The 19,705-nt window shown below is 67.9% G+C and carries 16 protein-coding genes and 1 pseudogene; 4 read left to right on the top strand and 13 right to left on the bottom strand.

What is annotated here, in order from left to right; translation table 11 throughout:
• Nucleotides 1-19: 19 nt before the first annotated feature.
• The 7 genes from zwf to blaOXA all read right to left on the bottom strand — a co-directional run bounded on the left by zwf (nucleotide 20) and on the right by blaOXA (nucleotide 8,722).
• Nucleotides 20-1,516: a glucose-6-phosphate dehydrogenase gene (zwf, locus tag AC3WLF_RS01990; RefSeq protein WP_492355746.1), complete on the bottom strand. Its 1,497-nt coding sequence runs from the start codon at nucleotides 1,514-1,516 to the stop codon at nucleotides 20-22.
• A 44-nt stretch (nucleotides 1,517-1,560) separates the two neighbouring features.
• Nucleotides 1,561-2,547 carry an ABC transporter substrate-binding protein gene (locus tag AC3WLF_RS01985; RefSeq protein ID WP_492357732.1) on the bottom strand — a complete coding sequence of 329 codons (987 nt, stop codon included), beginning with the start codon at nucleotides 2,545-2,547 and terminating at the stop codon, nucleotides 1,561-1,563.
• Nucleotides 2,548-2,572: 25 nt separating this feature from the next.
• Nucleotides 2,573-3,595: an ABC transporter permease subunit gene (locus AC3WLF_RS01980; RefSeq protein ID WP_492316976.1), complete on the bottom strand. Its 1,023-nt coding sequence runs from the start codon at nucleotides 3,593-3,595 to the stop codon at nucleotides 2,573-2,575.
• 79 nt (nucleotides 3,596-3,674) lie between these two features.
• Nucleotides 3,675-5,237: a sugar ABC transporter ATP-binding protein gene (locus tag AC3WLF_RS01975; protein ID WP_492357811.1), complete on the bottom strand. Its 1,563-nt coding sequence runs from the start codon at nucleotides 5,235-5,237 to the stop codon at nucleotides 3,675-3,677.
• A gap of 19 nt (nucleotides 5,238-5,256) precedes the next feature.
• Complete coding sequence (locus AC3WLF_RS01970; RefSeq protein ID WP_492357731.1) at nucleotides 5,257-6,525, bottom strand: ROK family protein; 1,269 nt, start codon at nucleotides 6,523-6,525, stop codon at nucleotides 5,257-5,259.
• Nucleotides 6,526-6,724: 199 nt separating this feature from the next.
• Complete coding sequence (locus tag AC3WLF_RS01965) at nucleotides 6,725-7,636, bottom strand: hypothetical protein (protein WP_492351268.1); 912 nt, start codon at nucleotides 7,634-7,636, stop codon at nucleotides 6,725-6,727.
• Nucleotides 7,637-7,882: 246 nt separating this feature from the next.
• Entirely contained in the window at nucleotides 7,883-8,722 is an 840-nt protein-coding gene (gene blaOXA / locus AC3WLF_RS01960) for an OXA-1206 family carbapenem-hydrolyzing class D beta-lactamase (RefSeq protein WP_492316979.1), read from the bottom strand.
• Between the two features lie 152 nt (nucleotides 8,723-8,874).
• On the opposite strand from blaOXA, the gene AC3WLF_RS01955 reads away from it, so the two are divergent.
• A complete protein-coding gene (locus AC3WLF_RS01955; RefSeq protein ID WP_492357730.1) occupies nucleotides 8,875-10,515 on the top strand; it encodes a hypothetical protein in 1,641 nt (546 codons plus the stop codon).
• 10 nt (nucleotides 10,516-10,525) lie between these two features.
• On the opposite strand, the gene AC3WLF_RS01950 is transcribed toward AC3WLF_RS01955, so the two are convergent.
• The gene (locus AC3WLF_RS01950) at nucleotides 10,526-11,323 is read right to left on the bottom strand and encodes an AraC family transcriptional regulator (protein WP_492357729.1); all 798 of its coding nucleotides are present in this window, start codon (nucleotides 11,321-11,323) and stop codon (nucleotides 10,526-10,528) included.
• A gap of 338 nt (nucleotides 11,324-11,661) precedes the next feature.
• Between AC3WLF_RS01950 and ggt the strand changes: the two genes are divergently transcribed.
• Nucleotides 11,662-13,278: a gamma-glutamyltransferase gene (gene ggt, locus AC3WLF_RS01945; protein WP_492357810.1), complete on the top strand. Its 1,617-nt coding sequence runs from the start codon at nucleotides 11,662-11,664 to the stop codon at nucleotides 13,276-13,278.
• A 70-nt stretch (nucleotides 13,279-13,348) separates the two neighbouring features.
• Here the strand turns inward: ggt and AC3WLF_RS01940 are convergent, their stop codons facing one another.
• Entirely contained in the window at nucleotides 13,349-13,648 is a 300-nt protein-coding gene (locus AC3WLF_RS01940; protein ID WP_492316982.1) for a TFIIB-type zinc ribbon-containing protein, read from the bottom strand.
• A 159-nt stretch (nucleotides 13,649-13,807) separates the two neighbouring features.
• Here AC3WLF_RS01940 and AC3WLF_RS01935 point away from each other — a divergent pair, with 159 nt between their 5' ends.
• Nucleotides 13,808-14,401, top strand: a complete 594-nt coding sequence (locus AC3WLF_RS01935; RefSeq protein ID WP_492316983.1) for a M23 family metallopeptidase — start codon at nucleotides 13,808-13,810, stop codon at nucleotides 14,399-14,401.
• Between the two features lie 32 nt (nucleotides 14,402-14,433).
• Here the strand turns inward: AC3WLF_RS01935 and AC3WLF_RS01930 are convergent, their stop codons facing one another.
• Complete coding sequence (locus AC3WLF_RS01930) at nucleotides 14,434-15,765, bottom strand: nucleobase:cation symporter-2 family protein (protein WP_492357728.1); 1,332 nt, start codon at nucleotides 15,763-15,765, stop codon at nucleotides 14,434-14,436.
• A gap of 234 nt (nucleotides 15,766-15,999) precedes the next feature.
• Between AC3WLF_RS01930 and AC3WLF_RS01925 the strand changes: the two are divergent.
• Nucleotides 16,000-16,560, top strand: a pseudogene (locus tag AC3WLF_RS01925) (RNA-guided endonuclease InsQ/TnpB family protein); the annotation flags it as partial.
• Nucleotides 16,561-16,622: 62 nt separating this feature from the next.
• Here the strand turns inward: AC3WLF_RS01925 and AC3WLF_RS01920 are convergent.
• From AC3WLF_RS01920 to AC3WLF_RS01910, 3 genes are all read right to left on the bottom strand, one after another.
• Entirely contained in the window at nucleotides 16,623-17,141 is a 519-nt protein-coding gene (locus AC3WLF_RS01920) for a thioredoxin family protein (RefSeq protein ID WP_492316985.1), read from the bottom strand.
• 3 nt (nucleotides 17,142-17,144) lie between these two features.
• The gene (locus AC3WLF_RS01915; protein ID WP_492357727.1) at nucleotides 17,145-17,846 is read right to left on the bottom strand and encodes a cytochrome c biogenesis CcdA family protein; all 702 of its coding nucleotides are present in this window, start codon (nucleotides 17,844-17,846) and stop codon (nucleotides 17,145-17,147) included.
• A gap of 279 nt (nucleotides 17,847-18,125) precedes the next feature.
• Nucleotides 18,126-19,649, bottom strand: coding sequence for a Fic family protein (locus AC3WLF_RS01910; protein WP_492316987.1), 1,524 nt, complete (start codon nucleotides 19,647-19,649; stop codon nucleotides 18,126-18,128).
• Nucleotides 19,650-19,705: the final 56 nt, after the last annotated feature.

Raw genomic sequence — 19,705 nt, 5'->3', positions numbered from 1 at the left:
ATACTCCGCGATACGTGTGCTACATCTCTTCATGCCAGGCCATGCCGTCTCGCGACAGCAGGGCACTGGAGGCCGCCGGGCCCCAGGTGCCGGCGGTGTAAGGCTTGGGCGGCGTGGGCGAGTTCTCCCACGTCTTCAGGATGGGCGCGACCCAGCGCCACGCCTGCACCTGCTCATCGCGCCGCACGAACAGGCCCAGCCGGCCGCGGATCACGTCGAGCAGCAGGCGCTCGTACGCGCCCACGCGCCGTACACGTGGGGCGGCAGTGTTCAGCTGCAGGTCGAGGGACGCGGGAATCAGCGCCTGCGTGTCGCCCGGCTGCTTGGTCAGGAAATACAGCCGGATGCTTTCCTCGGGCTGCAGCGTGATCACCAGCCGGTTGCCGGACATGATCCCCAGCGGGTGCGGGAACAGCGGGTAGGGCACGTCGTGGAAATGGATCACGATCTCCGCCACGCGCGACTGCATGCGCTTGCCGGTGCGCAGGTAGAACGGCACCCCGGCCCAGCGCCAGTTGGCGATCTCGGCGCGGATGGCAACGAAGGTCTCGGTGCGGCTGTCGGGCGCGATGCCGGGTTCACTGGCATAGCCGGGCACCGGGTCGCCGCCCGCGGCGCCACGGGAGTACTGGCCACGCACCACCTTCTCGGCAACGTCTTCCGGCCGGATCGGCCGCAGCGCCTTCAGGATCTTGAGCTTCTCGTCGCGGATGGCGTCTTCCGACAGGCTCGTGGGCGGCTCCATCGCGACCATGCACAGCAACTGCAGCAGGTGGTTCTGCACCATGTCGCGCAGCGCGCCGATGCCGTCGTAGAAGTTGCCGCGGCGCTCCACGCCCAGCTCTTCGGCGATGGTGATCTGCACCTGGCGCACCCATTCGCGCCGCCACAGCGGCTCGAACAGTACGTTGCCAAAGCGCACCGCCATCAGGTTCTGCACCGACTCCTTGCCCAGGTAGTGGTCGATCCGGTAGATCTGGTCCTCGGCAAAGTGCCGCGCCACTTCGGCGTTGATGGCCTCGGACGAGGCCAGGTCGTGCCCGAGCGGTTTTTCCAGCACGATGCGGCTGCGCTGGCCGGTCAGGCCCACGCGCGCCAGCTGCTCGCAGATGGTGACGAACAGGTGCGGGGCCGTGGCCAGGTAGAACACCACCACCGGCGCCGCGCGCGCATTGACCAGCTCGGCCAGCGCATCGAAGCCGGCATCGGCGTTGGCATCGACCTGCAGGTACACGATGCGGTCGAGAAAACCCTGCCACGCTGCGGCCGCGGCGTTGCCGGCCAGCGCTGGCAGTACTTCGTCGTTTAGCATCGCCAGGTAGGCGTCATGCGACAGCGGCTGGCTGCCCAATGCCAGGATGCGCCCGCGCGGATGCAGCGAACCGGCGGCGTGGGCATCGAACAGCGCCGGCAGCAGCTTGCGCCGCGCCAGGTCGCCGGTGGCGCCGAACAGTACGAAATCGAACTCCGGGGCAGGTTCAGGTGCCGGAGCGCCGGCAGGGGGGCTAGCCATCATGGATCAGCAAATAGAAAGGAGGGTGGAGGGACCGGCCGTGCCGCTTACCGCGGCGCGGCCCAGCCCTTGTACTGGCCGACATTGGCACGCGTCACCAGCGTGGACGGCAGCAGCACGGTCGGGTTGGGCGGGCGCTGGCCGTTCATCATGCCCACGCCCAGTTGCACAGCGGTGCGGGCAATGGCCCACGGGTCCTGGCTGGCCGAGGCCTGCACCAGCGTGTCGGCCTTCAGTGCCGCCTCGATGTCAGGCGCGCCGTCGACCGAGGCAATCACGATGCCGCGGCGGTTGAGCTGGCGCGCGGCCAGGTCCGCGCCCACGGCCTGCGGGTCGTTGATGGTGAAGACCGCATCCACCTTGGGAAAGCGCGTCAGGTACAGCTGCATTACGTTCAGCCCGCCTTCGCGGGAGCCCTTGGCATCCTGGTCGTCGGACAGGATGCGGATATCGGGGTGGCGCGCCAGCACGGTCTTGCAACCCTTGACCCGGTCCAGCACCGCCGATACGGGCGGGCCGTTCTGGATGATGACGTTGCCGCGGCCCTTGAGCCGGTCGGCGATAAAGCCGCAGGCGAGTTCGCCGGCCTGGGTGTTGTCGGTCTGCACGGTGGCATCGGCGCCGGCGGCGGCCACATCGACCGCCACCACCACGATGCCGGCCTTGCGCGCCTTGCGTACCGCCGGCTCGATGGCGCGGGCGTCGGCGGCGTTGATCAGGATCAGGTCGACGCCGGCGACGATAAAGCTGTCGATGTGCATGAACTGCTTGTTCAGGTCGTAGTCCGCCGACAGCACGGTGACCGTTGCCTTCGGGTTGGCCTGCAGGGCCGCGGCCTCGGCACCGCGGGCCAGTGCGACAAAATACGGGTTGCCCAGCGAGCCCAGGGTCACGCCGACCTTCTTGAGCGGGCGCTGCACGGACTGGACATCTGAAGCCGGCGCGGTCTGCGCGGGCGCTTGTGCCAGGGCCGGCACCGCGCACAGCGCTGCCAGCGCGCTCGCGGCAAGGGCTTTGAGGATGGGTTGGATCACGGTCTGTCTCCTGTGCGGCCGCAGCTCAGGTACGGGCCGAGCCCTTCTGCCGATAGCGGTCGAGCGCGACCGCGCCGATGATCACCAGGCCCTTGATGATGTATTGCCAGATATCCGACACGCCCAGCAGGATCAGCCCGTTGGACAGCACCGCGATGATCAGCGCCCCCACCAGCGTGCCGGCAATCGATCCCACCCCGCCGACAAAGCTGGTGCCGCCCAGGATCACCGCGGCGATCGCATCCAGCTCATAGGACTGCCCCAGCTGCAGCCCGTTGGCCGCATACAGCCGCGACGCCGACATCACGCCGCCCAGCCCCGACAGCACGCCCGACACCGCATAGACGAACAGCAGCACCACCCACACCTTGATGCCCGACAGGCGCGCCGCCTCGGCATTGCCGCCGACCGCGTAGATCTGCAGCCCCAGCACTGTGCGGCGCAGCACCAGCCACGACACCGCGACCACCGCAACGGCAATCACCACCAGCCAGGGAGTGCCCAGCAGGTCGCCGTTGCCGATAAAGGCGAACGAGATATCGGGGTTGTAGACCGTGCTGTCGTTGCCGACCAGCCGCGCCAGCCCGCGCACCGCGGTCAGGCTGCCCAGCGTCACGATGAACGGCGGCAGCTTCATGAAGGCGATCAGCGCGCCGTTGACCAGTCCGAACAGCAACCCGCACAGCAGTGCTGCCGGCACGCTCAGCGCCGCCAGTTGCGGCATCAGCGAGACCAGCATCGCCACCACGGCCGACACCGACAGGATCGATCCCACCGACAGGTCGATGCCGCCGGTCAGGATCACGAAGGTCATGCCCGCGGCCAGCACCAGGTTGATCGACGCCTGCTGGGCGATGATCGACAGGTTCTGCAGGCTGGCGAAGTTCTCGGTCAGCAGCGTGAAGCCGAGGCAGAGCAGCACCAGCACCGGCAGCATGCCGAGCGCGCGCAGGCGTTCCTGCGTGGTGGCACGGCCGGTGGCGTGGCCCACCGGCGCGGAAGCCTGGGCGGTGACGCCATGGGCCGTGGATGAGAGGGGATTGCGCATAAGTGTCTCCTGATGCTGCGAGGCGGGATGCCGCCCCGGTGCGGCCGTTCTGTGCCGGCCTGTTCGGGAATTCAGCGGTTCAGTGCAGGACCGGGGGCGGTTGCTCGCCGGCGCCGGTCGCCAGCGCAATGATCCGTTCCTGCATGGCGGCGGCATCGGCGCAGCCCGGCACTTCGCCGGCCAGCTCGCCTTCGCGCATCACCAGGACGCGGTCGCACAGGCCGACCACCTCGGGCAGTTCGCTGGAAATCATCAGCACCGCCACGCCGGAGCGCGCCAGCTCGTTGATGAGCCGGTAGATCTCGGCCTTGGCGCCGATATCCACGCCACGCGTAGGCTCGTCCAGGATCAGCACGCGCGGCCGGGTTTCCAGCAGCCGCGACAGCATCACCTTCTGCTGGTTGCCGCCGGACAGCGATCCCACGTTGACTTGCGGGTGCGCCACGCGGATGCCGAGCGAGCGGATCGCCGCGGCGGTGCGCTGGCGCGCGCTGGCGCGGTTCAGGCGCCCGCCGCGCAGCGCATCGCGCGCGGCCACGATCAGGTTGATGTTCTCGTGCACGCTCTGGTCCAGGAACAGGCCCTGCAGCTTGCGGTCTTCGGTCAGGTAGGCAATGCCGGCATCGATCGCCTGGCGCGGGCCGGTGACGGCCAGCGGCGTGCCGGCCACGAACACGGCGCCATCGGTGCGGGCATCGGCGCCGAAGACCAGCCGCGCCAGCTCGGTGCGCCCGGCGCCCACCAGCCCGGCCAGGCCCAGCACTTCGCCGGCGCGCAGGTCGAAGCTGCAGCCGCGCACGCGCCGGCCATCGGACATATTGCGCACCGACAGCATGATCTCGCCCGGCGCGGCCTCGCCATGGGTCTTGGTGTAGAAGCCGGACAGGTCGCGCCCGACCATCATCTTGACCAGCGCCGCCTGCGTCAGAACCTCACGCGTGAGCGTGCCGACAAAGCAGCCGTCGCGCAGCACGGTGACGCGGTCGGCCAGCTCATCGATTTCCGCCATGCGGTGGCTGATATAGATGATGGCCATGCCTTCGGCGCGCAGCTGGCGGATCAGCGCGAACAGGCGGTCGGTCTCGCGGGTGGACAGCGGCGTGGTGGGCTCGTCCATCACCAGGATGCGGGTCTCGAAATGCACCGCGCGCGCGATCTCCACCAGCTGGCGCTGCGCGATCGACAGCGTATGCACCGGCGTCTGCGGCGTGAAGTCCGCGCCCAGCCGGGCCAGCGTGGCCTCGCAGGCGCGCGCCATGGCGGTGCGGTCGACCATGCCGCGGTGGTGCAGGTGGCGGCCCAGGTAGATGTTCTCGGCCACGCTCAGGTTGGGCGCCAGGCTCAGCTCCTGGTAGATCACGGCCACGCCGTGGGCGCGCGCGGCGGCCGGGCCGTCGACGGCCACCGGCTTGCCGTCGATGCGGCACTCGCCGCCCGGGTCGGCGATATAGGCGCCGGACAGGATCTTCATCAGCGTGGATTTGCCGGCGCCATTCTCGCCCATCAGGGCATGGACTTCGCCGGCGTAGACGGTCAGCTCCATGTTGCTGAGCGCCTTCACGCCGGGGAAGGTCTTGGAGATATTGCGCAGCTCGAGCAGCGGCGCTGGGCCCGCATGGCCGCCATGCAGGTGCGCTGGCATGGGCGAGGTACGCGGTGCTTCAGACAATGGCATGGCTGGCCTCCGGAACGATGGCAGACGCACCCCGTAGCAGCTCGGCGCGTGGCGAGAAGTTCATGAACATCGGCAGCGACGCGGCACCCACCGCGCCGGCGTTGGCGCCAAAGCAGCCGCGCACCACGGTGGCGGGCGCGCGGGCTTCGGGGGCGCTTTCATCCAGCGCCTGCTGCAGGCGCGCGATCAGCGTGGCGACCAGGCCGCCGTCGATATCGGCATCGAAGATCACCAGCGGCACGTCGAGCACGGCGAGGGCGGACTGCAGCGCCGGCGCCAGCGCATCGACGCAGTCGGCAATCCATTCCTCGACCGCGGGGTGGCCCAGCTCTACCTGGCGCTGCAGGTCGGCATGGCCGTTGACCACCACGCCGTGGTAGCGCAGGTGGCGGGTCAGGGCGTTGAGCGACGCGCGCGAGATCAGGATGTCGCGCCGCTTGCCGGTGCCGGTGGCAACCGGCGCGGAGGGCAGGGTGCTGGGCGGCACCGGGATCATCGCGATATCGCCGGCATTGCCGGAGACACCGCGCACGCAGTCGCCATTGAGCACCACGCCGCCGCCGATGGCGGGGCCAAGGAAGACATAGAGGAAATGCTGGGCATGGTGGCGCCCGTAGAACAGCTCGGCCACCGCGGCGGCGGTGCCGTCGTTCTCGCCGAAGACCGGCAAGCCGGTGGCGGCGTTGAGCATTGCCGGGAAGTCAGCCTGGTCCCAGGCACGGAAGCTTGCCTGGAAGGCTTCGCCCTGCACGTCCAGCTCGCGCAGCCAGGCACCCAGGTTATAGGGCTGCGCCACGCCGATGCCCAGCAGGCGCTTCTGTTCGGCGGGGGTGAGCAGGGCGCGCAGCTCGGCAATATCGTGCCGCACCATTTCCAGCGCCTGGTCAGGGTGGGGCAGGACCAGCTGGTGGGCGCGGCTGGCCAGGATATGGCCGGCAAAGTCCACCATCACCACCTCGATGCTGCCGCGGTCCAGCCGCACGCCAATGCCGAAGGCGCCCTTGGGCTGCAGCCGGATCAGGCTGGCGGGCTGGCCGCGCTGGCCTTCCGTGCGGCGTCCGGACTGCTCGACCAGGCCTTCCTCGGACAGGGTCTGCACGATGCTGCCCACCGCCGTATTGGTCAGTTGCGCCATGCGCGCCAGGTCAGCCTTGGAGGCCTCGCCGGCACGGCGCAGCGCCAGCAGCAGCGCACGTTCGTTGTACAGGCGCAGGCTGGCGGAATTCACGCCACGGCCCGCTTTGGATGCGGTCATCTTGCCTCCGTCCGCTATTAATTAATTCACGTTGAATTAAATGATATGCGAGCACAGAACTCAACCGCGGGGAAACCCGGAGGGCGGATGCGACGCCTGGGTGTCAGGTGATGGTGAGGCCACTGCCGTGGCTCGGAAGGAAGAAGGTAGCGGCGGTCCGCCCGCAGGAGGACCGCCCGGGGCGTTGCGGGGGGCGGGCTTATTGTTTGGACATCTGCATGGTGAAGTACCCGCCGGTCCCGGTGCTGGCGGCCATCACCAGCGTGCGTGCATAGCGCGTGCTGCTGCTCACGATGATGCTGCCGTCGGCCGGCATCAGGCGGATCGCGGCAAAGCCGTTGTGCGGCACGCCGGTCGACAGCGCGCAGCCGGTGCTGCCCGGCTGCATGGAGTTTTCGGCTACGATCCTGACCGCATACAGGTTCTTGGCCGATCCCGGGGTGGCAAGCGTTGCCGTGCCCTGCAGGTCGCAAATGCGGGTGCCGCTGGTATAGGTACCGGTGACGTTGCCCGCGTCATCGATCTGCATGGCAAAGCCGTCTTGCTTCCAGTTGCCGGCGATGGCAGCCTGGTCCACGGCTAGCGCGTTGGACGGATCATAGGTACCGGATAGCAAATTGATAGGGTTGCCTGGCGTGGCGACGAAATTGCCGTCAAAGCGCTGCCCCGGGGTAATGGTGCCGGCCCCGGTGGCCGGGTAGGCAAAGCCGGTTTCGTACAGCGTGCCGGGGCCCAGCGTCCAGGCCGAGCCAGAAAACTGGAACGCGCCTGCCAGCACGCCCGTCAGTCTCGCGTGCACGAACTTCCCGCTGTTGTCGACCAGCGTGGCGTTCATGAGGCCGACCCAGAGACCTTCGCTGCCATTGCCGACCGCTGCCGTCGAGCCCGGTTGCGGTGCGCTCAGGCTCGGCGGCAGCTCGCCAGTGGGCGCAGGTTGCGGTGCTGCTTCGGGCGAGGGCTCAGGCTTTGGTGCAGGCGCCGGTGCCGGATTATTTTCGGACGGTGGCGTTTGTGCCGCCGGTGTGGTCGTTGCGTCGTCCGCGCCGCCGCCACAGGCGGCCAGCAGCGCGATGGCCGACAGCAGGGCTGCCGGCATTGCTATTTTTCTCATTGGATTTCACCTCCGGATTGTGGGAAAGGTCTGGCTGTCCCGTTGCATACGGGCGTCGGGCAGATCCCACTACGGAATGGTTGCGTCGGGCGACGCGGTGGGAAATGCCGACCGGCCAAAGCTATCGATCCGGGGTCGGCAGGTAAATCAGACGGATCTGAAATACGGGGGAGAAATTGCCTGTGTGAAATGTCCGAGGGCAGTGACTGCAGGCGGCCGCGTGTGCGGCGGCCGCCTTCGGCAGCGTCAATCCGGTAACGCCCCCGCCTGCCGCAGCGCCGCGCGCGCAATCTCCATGCGCGCCTTGGCGTGTTCGGGCCGCACCAGGTCGAGATTGAGCGCAAACAGGTAGTCGTCGTCGCCACGCTCAACCCAGCCCACCAGCCACCCCACTGCGGGCTTGGCCGAATCGGCCCAGCCGGTCTTGGCATGCAGGGTGTAGCCGGCGGTGCGCTCCATCACCGTGATGTCGTCCACGGCCTTGAAGGTGGTTGGCGAGAACGGCAGCGTGCGCTGTACCACGCCCTTCAGGAAGTCGATCTGCTGGTAGGCGGAGATCTGCAGCGTGCCGTTCAGCCAGAAGCGGTCGACCTGGCCGGAGCTGTTGGCATTGCCATAGTGCGATGCGGTCAGGTAGCGCTGGTAGGCCGCGCTGCCAACCCGCCGCGCCAGCGCCTGGTAGGCCGGCACGCAGGAGTTGGGGAAGGCGACGCGCAGCGGCACGTCAGCGTTGCAGGCGTCGGGCAGGACAGCCTTGCCGCCGACCAGCCAGACCTTGCCGTCCCACGGCAGCTTGTCATGGTCGACGTCGGCCACGGCACCGCTCTCCAGGCCGATCATCGAGTTCAGGATCTTGAAGGTCGACGCCGGCGAGTACTGCGTGGCCGCACGCGGCTTGTTGTAGGTCAGCATGCGGTCGCGCCGCAGGTCGTAGATCACCATGGTGCCGGTGGTATCGGCCTGGCGGAACAGCGCCGCGGCATCCAGCGGGACTTCTTTCGGTGCCGCCAGGGCGGGCAGGGTGGAGGCAAGCAGGCCGAAGCCGATCGCCATCGGTGTCAGCAGACGAGCAAGATGTCTGTTCATGGCCTTGCAGAAGAGTTGAGGGGATGGCAATCCGGGCCCGGACCGTGGTGCGCAGCATAGGAGAGCGTCCGGATAAGGCCAACCGCGCTGGCTGTAACTTGCGTAACATGACGGGCGCCACCAGCGCTTTTCACTCGATCCCTGACTACCTGATGCCAGCCACGCCTGCCCCGATCCGTATCGACGTGTCGGCCCCGTACCGGGTCGACGGCCAACCCGCGCGCTACCAGTCGGTCTGGCTGCTGGCGCGCATCTGGCATGCGCATCGCACCGGGGAGGGCGGTGTCGCCGCGGCAGTGGTGCGCAGCGCCTTCCCGACGGCGGCCAACCTGCGCATGCTGGTGTCGCGCGCGTTTGCGGACTTTGCGCGCTGGCAGGTGGCGGTCGGATGGGGGGCCGACCGCCAGCGCGACCCGGCCGCGGCCAATCCGGCGCAGCGCAGCCGCGGGCCGTTCTGGATCACGGCAGCGAGCGCGCGGCGCCTGCGCTTTGTGGCGGACGGGCGCACGCTGGGCCCGGCCGCGCTGGCCCGCCGCCTTGGCTTTCCCACGGGGCCGCAAGCGGCGCCGGCGGGCCAGCCGGACGGCGTCGGCTACGTGATGCGCGACATGGCCTTCTGGAGCGAGCTGACCCAGGCCATGCGCGGCGCGCAGGACGGCCACGCAGGCATGCACGGCTCAGCCGTGGCCGAGTCCTTCCGCGCGGCAGGCCGCAGTGCCGGCGACGGTTTCCAGCAAGCGCTGTCATTGCTCAAGGAAAGCCTGGCGTGGCGCCGCTGCGGCCGCCTCGATCAGAGCCGGGCGGCACTCAGGCGTGTCGACCGCCTGGTGCAGGCGGCCGAGGCCGGCGCGGCGACGCCCGCGTTCTGCGCCATGGCGCATATCGTGCGGGCCTGGGAACGCTATACCCGCGGTGACAGCGACGGCGCGCGTGCCGGCCTGGAAGGGCTGCAGTCCGATCCGGAACTGCGCCTGGTGGTGCGCTACAACCCGCGCGTGCGCTTTGAAGTGCTGAACCTGGAAGCGCTGCTGCACAAGGCCGATGCCATGCGCGCCGGGCATGCCGGCACGGCGCGGGCCGCGCAGCTGGCGCTGGATACCTTCGCCGGCGCGCTGCAGGCCGCCTACGAGGCCGATTCCGTCGACGCCGTGCAGCATGCCGCGGCCAATATCGGCCTGTGCCTGTGGCTGTTCTGGCAGCACGGCCTGGTCGATGCCGCGCGCACCTTGTCCGCCAGCGCGGTGCAGCGGCAGGCGATGCGCTGGCTGGGCTTGTCGGAGTGGATCTGCGACCGGTTCGGCGTGGGCGGCGGCACGGCGTGGAACGCGATCTTCCTGCTGCGCATCGCACGCGGCAGCTGCGGGCCCGATACCCCGCCATCCGACCGGCCAGCCAGGGCCAACGACAGCATGGCCGCGTTCCGCCGCCAGCGCCCGCTGTCCGTTGCCGACGCTGTCGACGCACTGCGGCCGTTCCACGCGCCGTTCGCACCGGCCAAGGGCTTCGTGCGCTGGTCCGCCGTGGCTGCGTTCGCGCTGGAAGACCATGACGCCGGCCACGTCAGGCTGGGGCCGTTGCAGCTGGCCAACCTGCTGCTCGAATCGGCCTGGTACCTCACCCACGAGCAAGGCGCTACCGCCATAGCGTGTGCCGCGGTGGAGCGGCTGGCCGCCCAGCTGCCGGCGCTGCGGCCGGCCGAGCGTGCCTTCTTCACAGCCGAACTGCGCGCGTTGCCGCCAGAGCTGCGCGATGCTGCCGCGGAAGCGTCACGGCGCAGGCGCAAGGCGGCGTGACGGCAGTGTGCTACGCCCCGCTTGTGCCGATCCGGTTCGCGCGGGACAGCTCGCCCGGGGTCATGTTGTACAGCCGGCGGAATGCCGCGATAAACGCCGACAGCGAGTCATAGCCGCAATCCAGGGCAACGTCGGTCACGGCCTCGCCGCGCTCCAGCCGCGGGACCGCGTCGAGCAGGCGCAGGCGCTGCCGCCAGGCGCGGAAGGTCAGCCCGGTTTCGCGCAGGAACAGCCGGGTCAAGGTCTTGTCCGACACCGCCAGGCGGGCGCTCCACGCAGCCAGGCTGGTATCGCGGTCCGCGTGGCGCTGCAGGCCGTTGCAGACCAGCCGCAGGCGCGGGTCGGCAGGCAGCGGCAGCATGAGTTCCACTTCCGGCGCGGCGCCGAGCTGGTCCAGCAGCACGCGCGCCAGGCGGCCGTCGGCGCTGTGCTCATCGTATTCGGCGGGCAGGTAGCTGAAGGCCCGGATCAGCTCGCGCAGCAGCGGACTTACCGTGAGCACACGGCAGCGGCCCGAGGCCGCCGTGCAAACCCCGTTGTCCAGGTAAAGGCTGCGGACGCGCGTGCCGGCAGCGCAGCGCACGCGGTGCTGCATGCCGGACGGAATCCAGACCGCCCACTGCGGCGGTGCCACAAAGCGCCCGCTGTCGGTCAGCACCTCCAGCACACCCTCCAGGGCATAGGCGAACTGGCACCACGGATGCCGGTGGCGGTAGCCCAGTATGCGGTTGGGCAGGGCTTCGACATGGCCATATAGCGGGCGAGGCAGCCGCGCGAGTGCGCGCAGGCCGTGGTCGTGGGCAGGCATGCGGTGTCCGTAGGCGCTGTGGGCGATGCCGCTGCTGATGTCCGATTGGCGATACCGGATGCGACTTTGCCGTTAGCCAGATTATTTGCCGCAGGCTAACTTGCGCTCGCCCCATAGGCAATCCGGGCAATCCGCTCTACCACGCATGCAGGTTGCCCAGCGTCCGGCATGCCCCCTTCGCTGTGTTACCAACGGAGCCTGCAATGCACCGCATACGACTTTCCACCCGACTGCGCCGGGCCGGCTTGCTGGCCGCGCTCATCCTGCCGGCTGCGCCGGCGTGGGCTTTCGATGTGAGCGGCAAGTACTGCGATACACCTTCAGCCTGCGTCAACCCGATGGCCACCGGCGGCATGGTGACGTCGTCCAACCGCCTGGCCACGCAGGCGGGGCTGCGCGTGCTTGCGCGCGGCGGCAATGCGGTCGATGCTGCCATCGCCGTGGCTGCGACCATCGCCGTGGTCTACCCGCATATGAACTCCATCGGCGGCGATGCCTTCTGGCTGATCTACAACGCCAGAACCCGCGAGGTGCGCGCGCTCAATGCCAGCGGCCGCGCCGGCGAGCAGGCCAGTATCGCCTTCTACCAAGGCAAAGGCCTGGACAAGATCCCCGCCCGCGGTTACCTGTCGGCCAACACCGTGCCCGGCACCGTTGCCGGCTGGGAGGCGGCGTACCAGTACGCGCGCCAGGGCATGGGCCGCAGCCTGCCCTGGCCGGATCTGCTGGCCGATGCGGTGCGTTATGCCGAGACGGGCTTTCCGGTCTCATCTTCATTCGTGACCTGGAGCCGGATCAATACCGATCCGTCCGACAAGGAGTTCCGCGCCTTGCAGCGCTTCGACGGCTTTCGCCAGACATTCCTCAAGCCGGACGGCTCTGCCTACCGGCTTGGCGAAACCCTGCGCCAGCCCGACCTTGCCGGAACGCTGCAGCAGATCGCGGCGGGCGGCGCCAAGGCGTTCTACCAGGGGGAAATCGCGCGCAAGATCGTGGCCGACCTGCAGGCACACGGCGGCATGCTGACCTACGGTGACTTTGCCCGCCATCGCGCCGACTGGGTGCAGCCTATTACCGTGAACTACCGCGGCTACCAGGCCGTCAACTTTCCGCCCAACACGCAAGGCTTTGCCTCGCTGGAGATCCTGAACATCCTGGACAAGCGCGACGTGCGCGCCCTCGGCGAAGGCACGGCCGACTACTATCACGTGCTGGTGGAGGCGACCAAGCAGGCCTTTGCCGATCGCGACCGCTACCTGGCCGATCCGGATTTCGTGCAGATCCCGCTGGCGCGGCTGCTGTCGCCGCAGCACGGGCAGGTGCAGTCGGGGCGCATCAGCATGCTGCGGGCCGGCATGGACGTGAAGCCGATGGACCCGCACGGCGACACCGTGTGGTTCGGCACCGCCGACAAGGACGGCAACGTGGTGTCGATGATCCAGAGCGTGTATCACGACTTCGGTTCCGGCATCGTACCCAAGGGCACCGGCGTGCTGCTGCAGAACCGCGGCTCGTTCTTTTCACTCGATCCCGCGCACGTGAATCAACTGGCGCCGGGCAAGCGCACCTTCCATACCCTCAACCCGGCACTGCTGCTGAAGGACGGCAAACCGTTCCTGGTCTACGGCACCATGGGCGGGGAAGGGCAGCCGCAAACGCAGGCCGCGCTGGTGACGCGGATCGTGGATTTCGGCATGTCGCCGCAAGATGCCGTCAATGCGCCGCGCTGGCTGTATGGGCGGACCTGGGGCGTGTCGTCGAACGACCTCAAGATTGAAGGCCGCGTGCCGGAGGCCGTGACCTCCGAGTTGGCTCGCCGCGGGCATCCGGTCAGGCGCGTGGAAGCGTTCACGGACACGATGGGCCACGCGGGCGCCATCCTGATCGATCCAGTGACAGGCGTGATGTATGGCGCCACGGATCCACGTGGAGATGGATTGGCCGCAGGGTTATAGCGGTTGGCGATTGCGGCCGGCAACAAAAAAGGGCGACCTTGCGTCGCCCTTGCTCACTGGCAAGTCAGCATCAGTCGAACAGCTCGTGCCAGATGCTCTTCTTCTTATAGTGCTTCTGCTCGCGCTCATAGTACCGGTCGCGGTCGCCATGGCCGCGCTGGTATTCCTGTCGCGGGGGTTGGGTTTGCTGCGGCATTTGCTGCATCGGCGCCGCCTGCTGCGCGGGGGCGGTTGCCACGGAGCGCTCAAGGATCTTGTCGAGTTCGCCGCGGTCCAGCCAGACACCGCGGCATTTCGGGCAGTAATCGATCTCGATGCCCTGGCGTTCGGACATCACGAGTTGCGTTTGCGGGCACACCGGACAATCCATTGCTTCTCCTCATTGCAGTGAAAACAGTCAGGGTATGACCGGCGCCAGCGCGTATGGTTCGACCGGAAAATGCTTGCGAAAGTGGTGCCGGGGCCGCTTGATGTGGCGCGCAGGCGCGCCTGACGGGGAATTTGCGGGGCTGGCTGCCGTCGAAGGCATATGCATGCCTCCCGTCTGTCTTCCCGTCCCCGCGCATTCGCCGGCCTGATCTGGCTGGTGGTGAGCATCTGCCTGATCTGGCTCGCCTGGCCCTGGTTGCGGCCGCCAATCGAACGCGCGATCTACGTGGCCCGGCTCTCGGTCCGCCCCGCGCCGGTGGCATTGCCGGTGCCGGTCGAGGGCATTGTCCCGGGGGCGCTGCGCGATACCTGGCACGGCGCGCGCTCCGGCGGACGCAAGCATGAGGGCATCGATATCTTTGCGCCGCGCGGCCGCCCGGTGGTGTCGGCTACCGAGGGCATTGTCACGCGCGTGGGCACCAACAAGCTGGGCGGGAAGGTGGTGTGGGTGATGGGGCCCGGGCGCCAGCTGCATTACTACGCCCATCTGGACGACTACGCCGGCGTGCGTGCCGGCGACGTGATTGTGCCCGGCACGGTGCTGGGCTATGTCGGCACAAGCGGCAATGCGCGGGGCACGCCGCCCCACCTGCACTATGGCGTCTACACCGCGGGCGGGGCGATCAATCCCTACCCGCTGCTGAAGGCGCCAGCGCCAGGGGGCGGGGCGGCCGCGCGAGGCGGCGCACGCTAGCGCGCGCGCCCGCGGGTTTCAAGGCAGGCCGCTCAGGCAGCCTCGCCGACGGTGCCGTGGCCGGCTTCTTCAGCCGGCTCGTCCTTGCCGCCGGGCAGCAGCAGGTTGAGGATCACCGCCGACAGCGAGCCCACCGTGATGCCGGAGCCAAACACTTCATGGACGAAGGCAGGCAGCTTGGACAGCAGTTCCGGGCGGAATGTCACCGCCAGGCCGCAGCCGATCGACACGGCCACGATCAGGGTATTGCGCTGCGTGAACTTGACGGTGCTGAGCATCTGGATCCCGCCCGACACGATCATCGCGAACATCATCAGGCCGGCGCCGCCCAGCACCGGCTGCGGAATCGTCACCACCAGCGCGCCCAGCACCGGGAACAGCCCCGCCAGCAGCAGCATGACGCCGGTCAGCGCGACCACATGGCGGCTGGCCACGCCGGTCAGCGAAACCACGCCGACGTTCTGCGCAAAGGTGGACAGCGGCGGGCTCGACACCAGTGCCGCAAAGGCCGAGCCAAAGCCATCGCACAGGATGCCGCGCGACAGGCATTTACCGGAAATCGGCCGCTGCGTGGCCGCGCCCAGTGCCATGAACGTGCCCGTGGATTCGACGATGGTCACCAGGTAAGCGATCGACATGGCGACGATGCCGGAGACCGGGAACGACATCCCGAAGTGCAGCGGCTGCGGCACCGCGATGATCGGCGCCTGGTGAAACTGAGTGAAGTCGACCAGGCCCAGTGCCAGGCAGAGCAGGTAGCCGCCGGCAATGCCGACCACAATGGCCGAGGCCGACAGCATGCCCTTGCCCCACTGCACCACCGCGACCACCAGCGCCAGCACCGCGACGGCAATCGCCAGGTTGCCGGGGGCGCCATAGCGGCTGCTGCCCTGGCCGCCTGCGGCCCAGTCGATGGCCACCGGAATCAGCGACAGGCCGATCATGGTGACCACCACGCTGGTGACGGTATGCGGAAACAGCTTGCGGATCGCCGGCATGAAGAAGCTGCCCAGGATCATCACCAGCGAACCCGCCAGCGCCGAGCCCAGGATGCCGGCCACGCCGTGTTCGACGCCCACGCTGATGGCCGCGCCGACAAAGGCGAAGCTGGTGCCCATCACGCACGGCATGCGGATGCCCACCGGGCCAATGCCCTTGCACTGGATGATGGTGACGATGCCCGAGCCAAGCAGGGCCGCATTCACCAGGGCAATGACCTGGTCCGGCGGCAGCTTCAGCGCACCGCCAATGACCAGCGGCACCGCAATGATGCCGCCCAGGGCGGCCAGCAGATGCTGGAGCGCAAGCAAAAACGTCGTCAGCCGAGGGGGGCGGTCTTCCACCTTGAATAGCAAGGGCGCCATTCATGTCTCCTGTTGTCTGGCCGGATAGGTTTCCGGACTGTCTTGTTCTTCTGGCGCCGGGGAAGGGGCTGCCCCCGGGCCCTGTCATTGCGCGCTGACGGGCAGGCGGAGGCCGCCTGCCGCGAGCGTGGCCTGGATCAGATTCCAGGCTGCAACCGGGGAGCAAGAATAGCAGGGATAAGCACTCCGTGATACAAAAATTGCATACAATTTGTATCAACTCCCTTGCGCGGGAGGTGGGGCAAGAAATGGCCCACGGGTTTCGATATGAACGTGTTGACCACCGGCAGCTGCAAGGAACTGCGCATCCATTCCGGCACCGTCAACGCGGTTTGCGAGCAGTACGCCAAGTCGCGTAGCCAGCATCGCCGGCCGTACCTGCGCTATCGCGGCCGCAAGTCGCTCGGCTGGGTCCTGCACAAGCTCTCGCATCGCATCGTGCGGGACTTCGACTACATTGCGGTGGGGAATGTGAACGCCGCCGGCCTCGCCAGGACCAGCATGGCGAAGTCCGTCCTCGATGCGGGCTGGTCGTCCTTCCGCACAATGCTCGCGTACAAGGCGATTGCGCATGGCGCGTGGTGCGAGGAAGTCGACGAACGTTTCACCACCCAGGTCTGCTCTTCGTGCGACGCGATGCCGCCGGAGAGGCCGAAAGGTATCGCAGACCTTGGAATAAGGCAGTGGGTATGCAGTGGATGCGGTGCTGTACATGATCGCGATGTGAACGCTGCGCTAAATATCCTTGCCCGATCGGGACATCGATCGCCTGCAGAGGGAATCTCCTCCCTTTAGGGAGGAGAGGATGTCAAAGTTGTTGGTCTTGACCGGCTGCTCAAGGCTCGACGAATTGATACTTACTTGCGCCCGGCCAGCGCCTTCTGGATGGCCGCTTCGGTCTCGGCGTAACTCCCTTCGCCAAAGTGCTTGTAGACCACGGAGCCGTTGGCATCGACCAGGTAGAGCGCCGGCCAGTACCGGTTGCGCCAGGCGTTCCAGGTGGCATAGGCGTTGTCCTGCGCTACCGGGTAGCGGATATCGAAGCGCTTGAGCGCTGCCTGCACGTTGGCGGTGGACTTCTCGAAGGGGAACTCGGGGGTGTGGACGCCGACCACGACCAGGCCCTTGTCGCGGTATTTGTCGTACCACTGCCGCACATGGGGCAGCGTGTTGATGCAGTTGATGCAGCTATAGGTCCAGAAATCGACCAGCACGACCTTGCCGCGCAGCCCGGCAACGGTCAGCGGTTCAGAGTTGAGCCACTTGTCGATGCCGGTGAATTCCGGCGCCTTGCCATAGTCGGCAGGGGCGGCGGCGGCATGCTGGGCGGCGACGATGGCGGTAGTGGCAAGCAGGGTACGAAGCAAGCGGTGCATGGTTCAGGCTCCAGGTTGGGAGGCAGGGAAAAGCGAGGTCAGCCAGGCGACGGCAAGGGTGTCGTACTGGAAGTACATGGCGATGGCGGTCGCCACCACCAGCACGCCGAAGCCTTGCTGCAGCCGATGCGTGTGACGCGCCAGCCGGCGCACGTGAGTGGTGGCGAACTGGCCGCCATAGGCAATGCCCAGCATCGGGATGGCCGCGCCAGCCGCGAACAACGCCAGCAGGCCGGCAGCGCGATGCAGGTCTTGCGCCTTGGCCACCAGCGCGAGGATCGACGCCAGCACCGGCCCGGCGCACGGGGTCCACACCGCGCCCAGCGTCATGCCCAGCACAAAGCCGCCGGCCACGCCGGTGCCGGTCCGGCCGCCGACGCCCGCCAGGCGGTCGACCACGCCGGCGAACGGGGCCGCCAGGCGCTCGAAGCCCGCCGGCCAGAGCCGTGACAGGCCGGCACCCAGCAGCAACAGGATGGCCGCGTTGCGCACCACGCCTGGGGCTTCGCTGAAGGCGCTGGACAGTGCGCCAAAGACTATGCCCAGCGCGGAAAAGGTGCTGACGAAGCCAAGCGCGATCGCCAGCGGGCGCAGCCGGCCGGATTCGCCCACCGAGCCGGCCAGCAGCATGGGCAGCACCGGCAGCACACAGGGCGAGGCAACGGTCAGCACGCCGGCGGCGAAGGCAAGGAAGGCGTCGATCATGGACGGCTCCCGTCGGCGTGCGCGGTGCCGTGGCAGGCACGATGGCAGGGGCAGGGGCAGGGTGGCGGCGGATGGATGGCGGCGACGGACATGGCGGAGAACTCCCGGTGTTGGCGATAGACGCATTCCACCGTCCGCACGTATCCGGGCTGTTTCCGCGCCCCGGCATCCGTGCAAGCTTTCATGTCTGCCGCGGCCCGGGATACAGAGCGATACATAGTGGCGCCGGTGCCGCCCCATGGTGGCGGCACCGTGCAGTGCCAATGCTGTGCCGCCGCTTCAGCGGCTGCCGTTGAGCTCGAGGTATTCCGTGAATTCGTCGCGCACGACGGCTTCAATGCGGGCGAGCTCGTCGTCCGTGATGTCTTCGAACAGCTTGCGCTTGCGCCTGGACAGCTCGCCGTGGTTCTGGACGATCAGGTCGATCAGGTTCGACAGGCGTGACTGGCGCAGGTCGAGCCAGCTTTCCAGGCGTGCGACGCTGGCATCGTAGGCGCGCAGGTACTGGAGCTCCTGCGCAAGGTCCTGCTCGACGCACTGCTCGATGCATTCGAAGACGAATTCGCACAGCGCCGTCGCATCAAAGGATGCGTAAAGCCAGCCGGGCTGTGGCGACTTGATCAGGATGGTGTCGCTGTCCGAATCCAGCGCGTAGTTGAGCAGGGCCGTCCGCGGGGCGGAATAGGACTTCAGCAGCGCGGCATAGGTATCGATCTGCTTGAGCATCCGTGCCGACACCGGCAGCACGACGCCATCGGGCGTGACACCGGCCTGGCGCAGCAAATGGTGGATGAGGAATCGATGGAGCCGGCCGTTGCCGTCGTAGAACGGGTGGGCGAAGACAAAGCCAAACGATACGCACGCCGCGGCCACGATGGGGTTTGCCGCCTGTGCCTCGACCAGGCCCGCGACCGCGGCAATCCCGTCCATCATCGCGCCAAGCTGCCCGGGCGGCGGGGGAATATAGTCAGCGATGTTGCGCATGCGCCCGCCGCGGGACAGCCAGTTCTGCTTGTCGCGATAGGAGAATTCGGCGCGCAGCCCCGAGATGATTTCGTTCTGCCACTCGCACAGCTGCGCTTCGGTCAGCGGGGCGGGATTGCCGGCATACTCCAGCAGCCGCCTGAACTTGGCGACCCGCTGGTTATCGGGGATCTCGTGCTCGATGGAGTAGGTCGATCGTGTCTCCGCGAGGTAGAGGTAGTCCACCGCGCGCGCCAGCAACTCTGGCTCGAGCCGCTTGATGGCCGCGGCCACACGGCCGGGGAGGTCGGCGGCTATGTACTGCGCCAGCTTCTCGGTGCGGCGTACCAGGGGGCAAAACGCGGCCGGGCCGAGGTGGTTGTTCTGGATACCGAACTGCAGGTCCGGCGTTGCCGGGCCGGTCAGGTACCGGCTCTCGTCCAGCGCCAGTACCCTGGGCGCCCCGGCCGGCAGCTTGTAGTCGAATTGCGCCCCGGCAAGCCATTTGGCATAGAACGCGCTCAGCCTCGCATAGCGCGAGGTCGGGGTGGCCGCCAGCCACTCCCGTACCGCCTGCACCGCTGGCGCATGCTCGAACAGCGCCGCCAGCACGGTCAGGTCGAGCTGCTCCTTCTTCAGCGCGAAAGTCAGGTGGTCCACGGTCGTGTCGCCGCCGCGGTAGCGGTTCCTTGGATACACGGTGCGCGTGGTGCCGTCCGGTCCGGTGTGCGTGCTGAGGACCCCGGTCTTGTCGGCAAGGGCGGACGTCGAGCGCAGCGGCGGCACGCGCAACCCGAACTTGCGGATAAGCGCGTCGTAGCCAAGTGGCGCATGAGACATAGATGGTCGCAATTCCTGGGTGCCGGTTTGCCGGGAGCTTACCAGAGTTCCTACAG

The sequence above is a fragment of the Cupriavidus sp. FW306-01-F10A genome (genome assembly GCF_058782785.1).
This window is presented reverse-complemented; position numbering and strand designations above follow the sequence as displayed.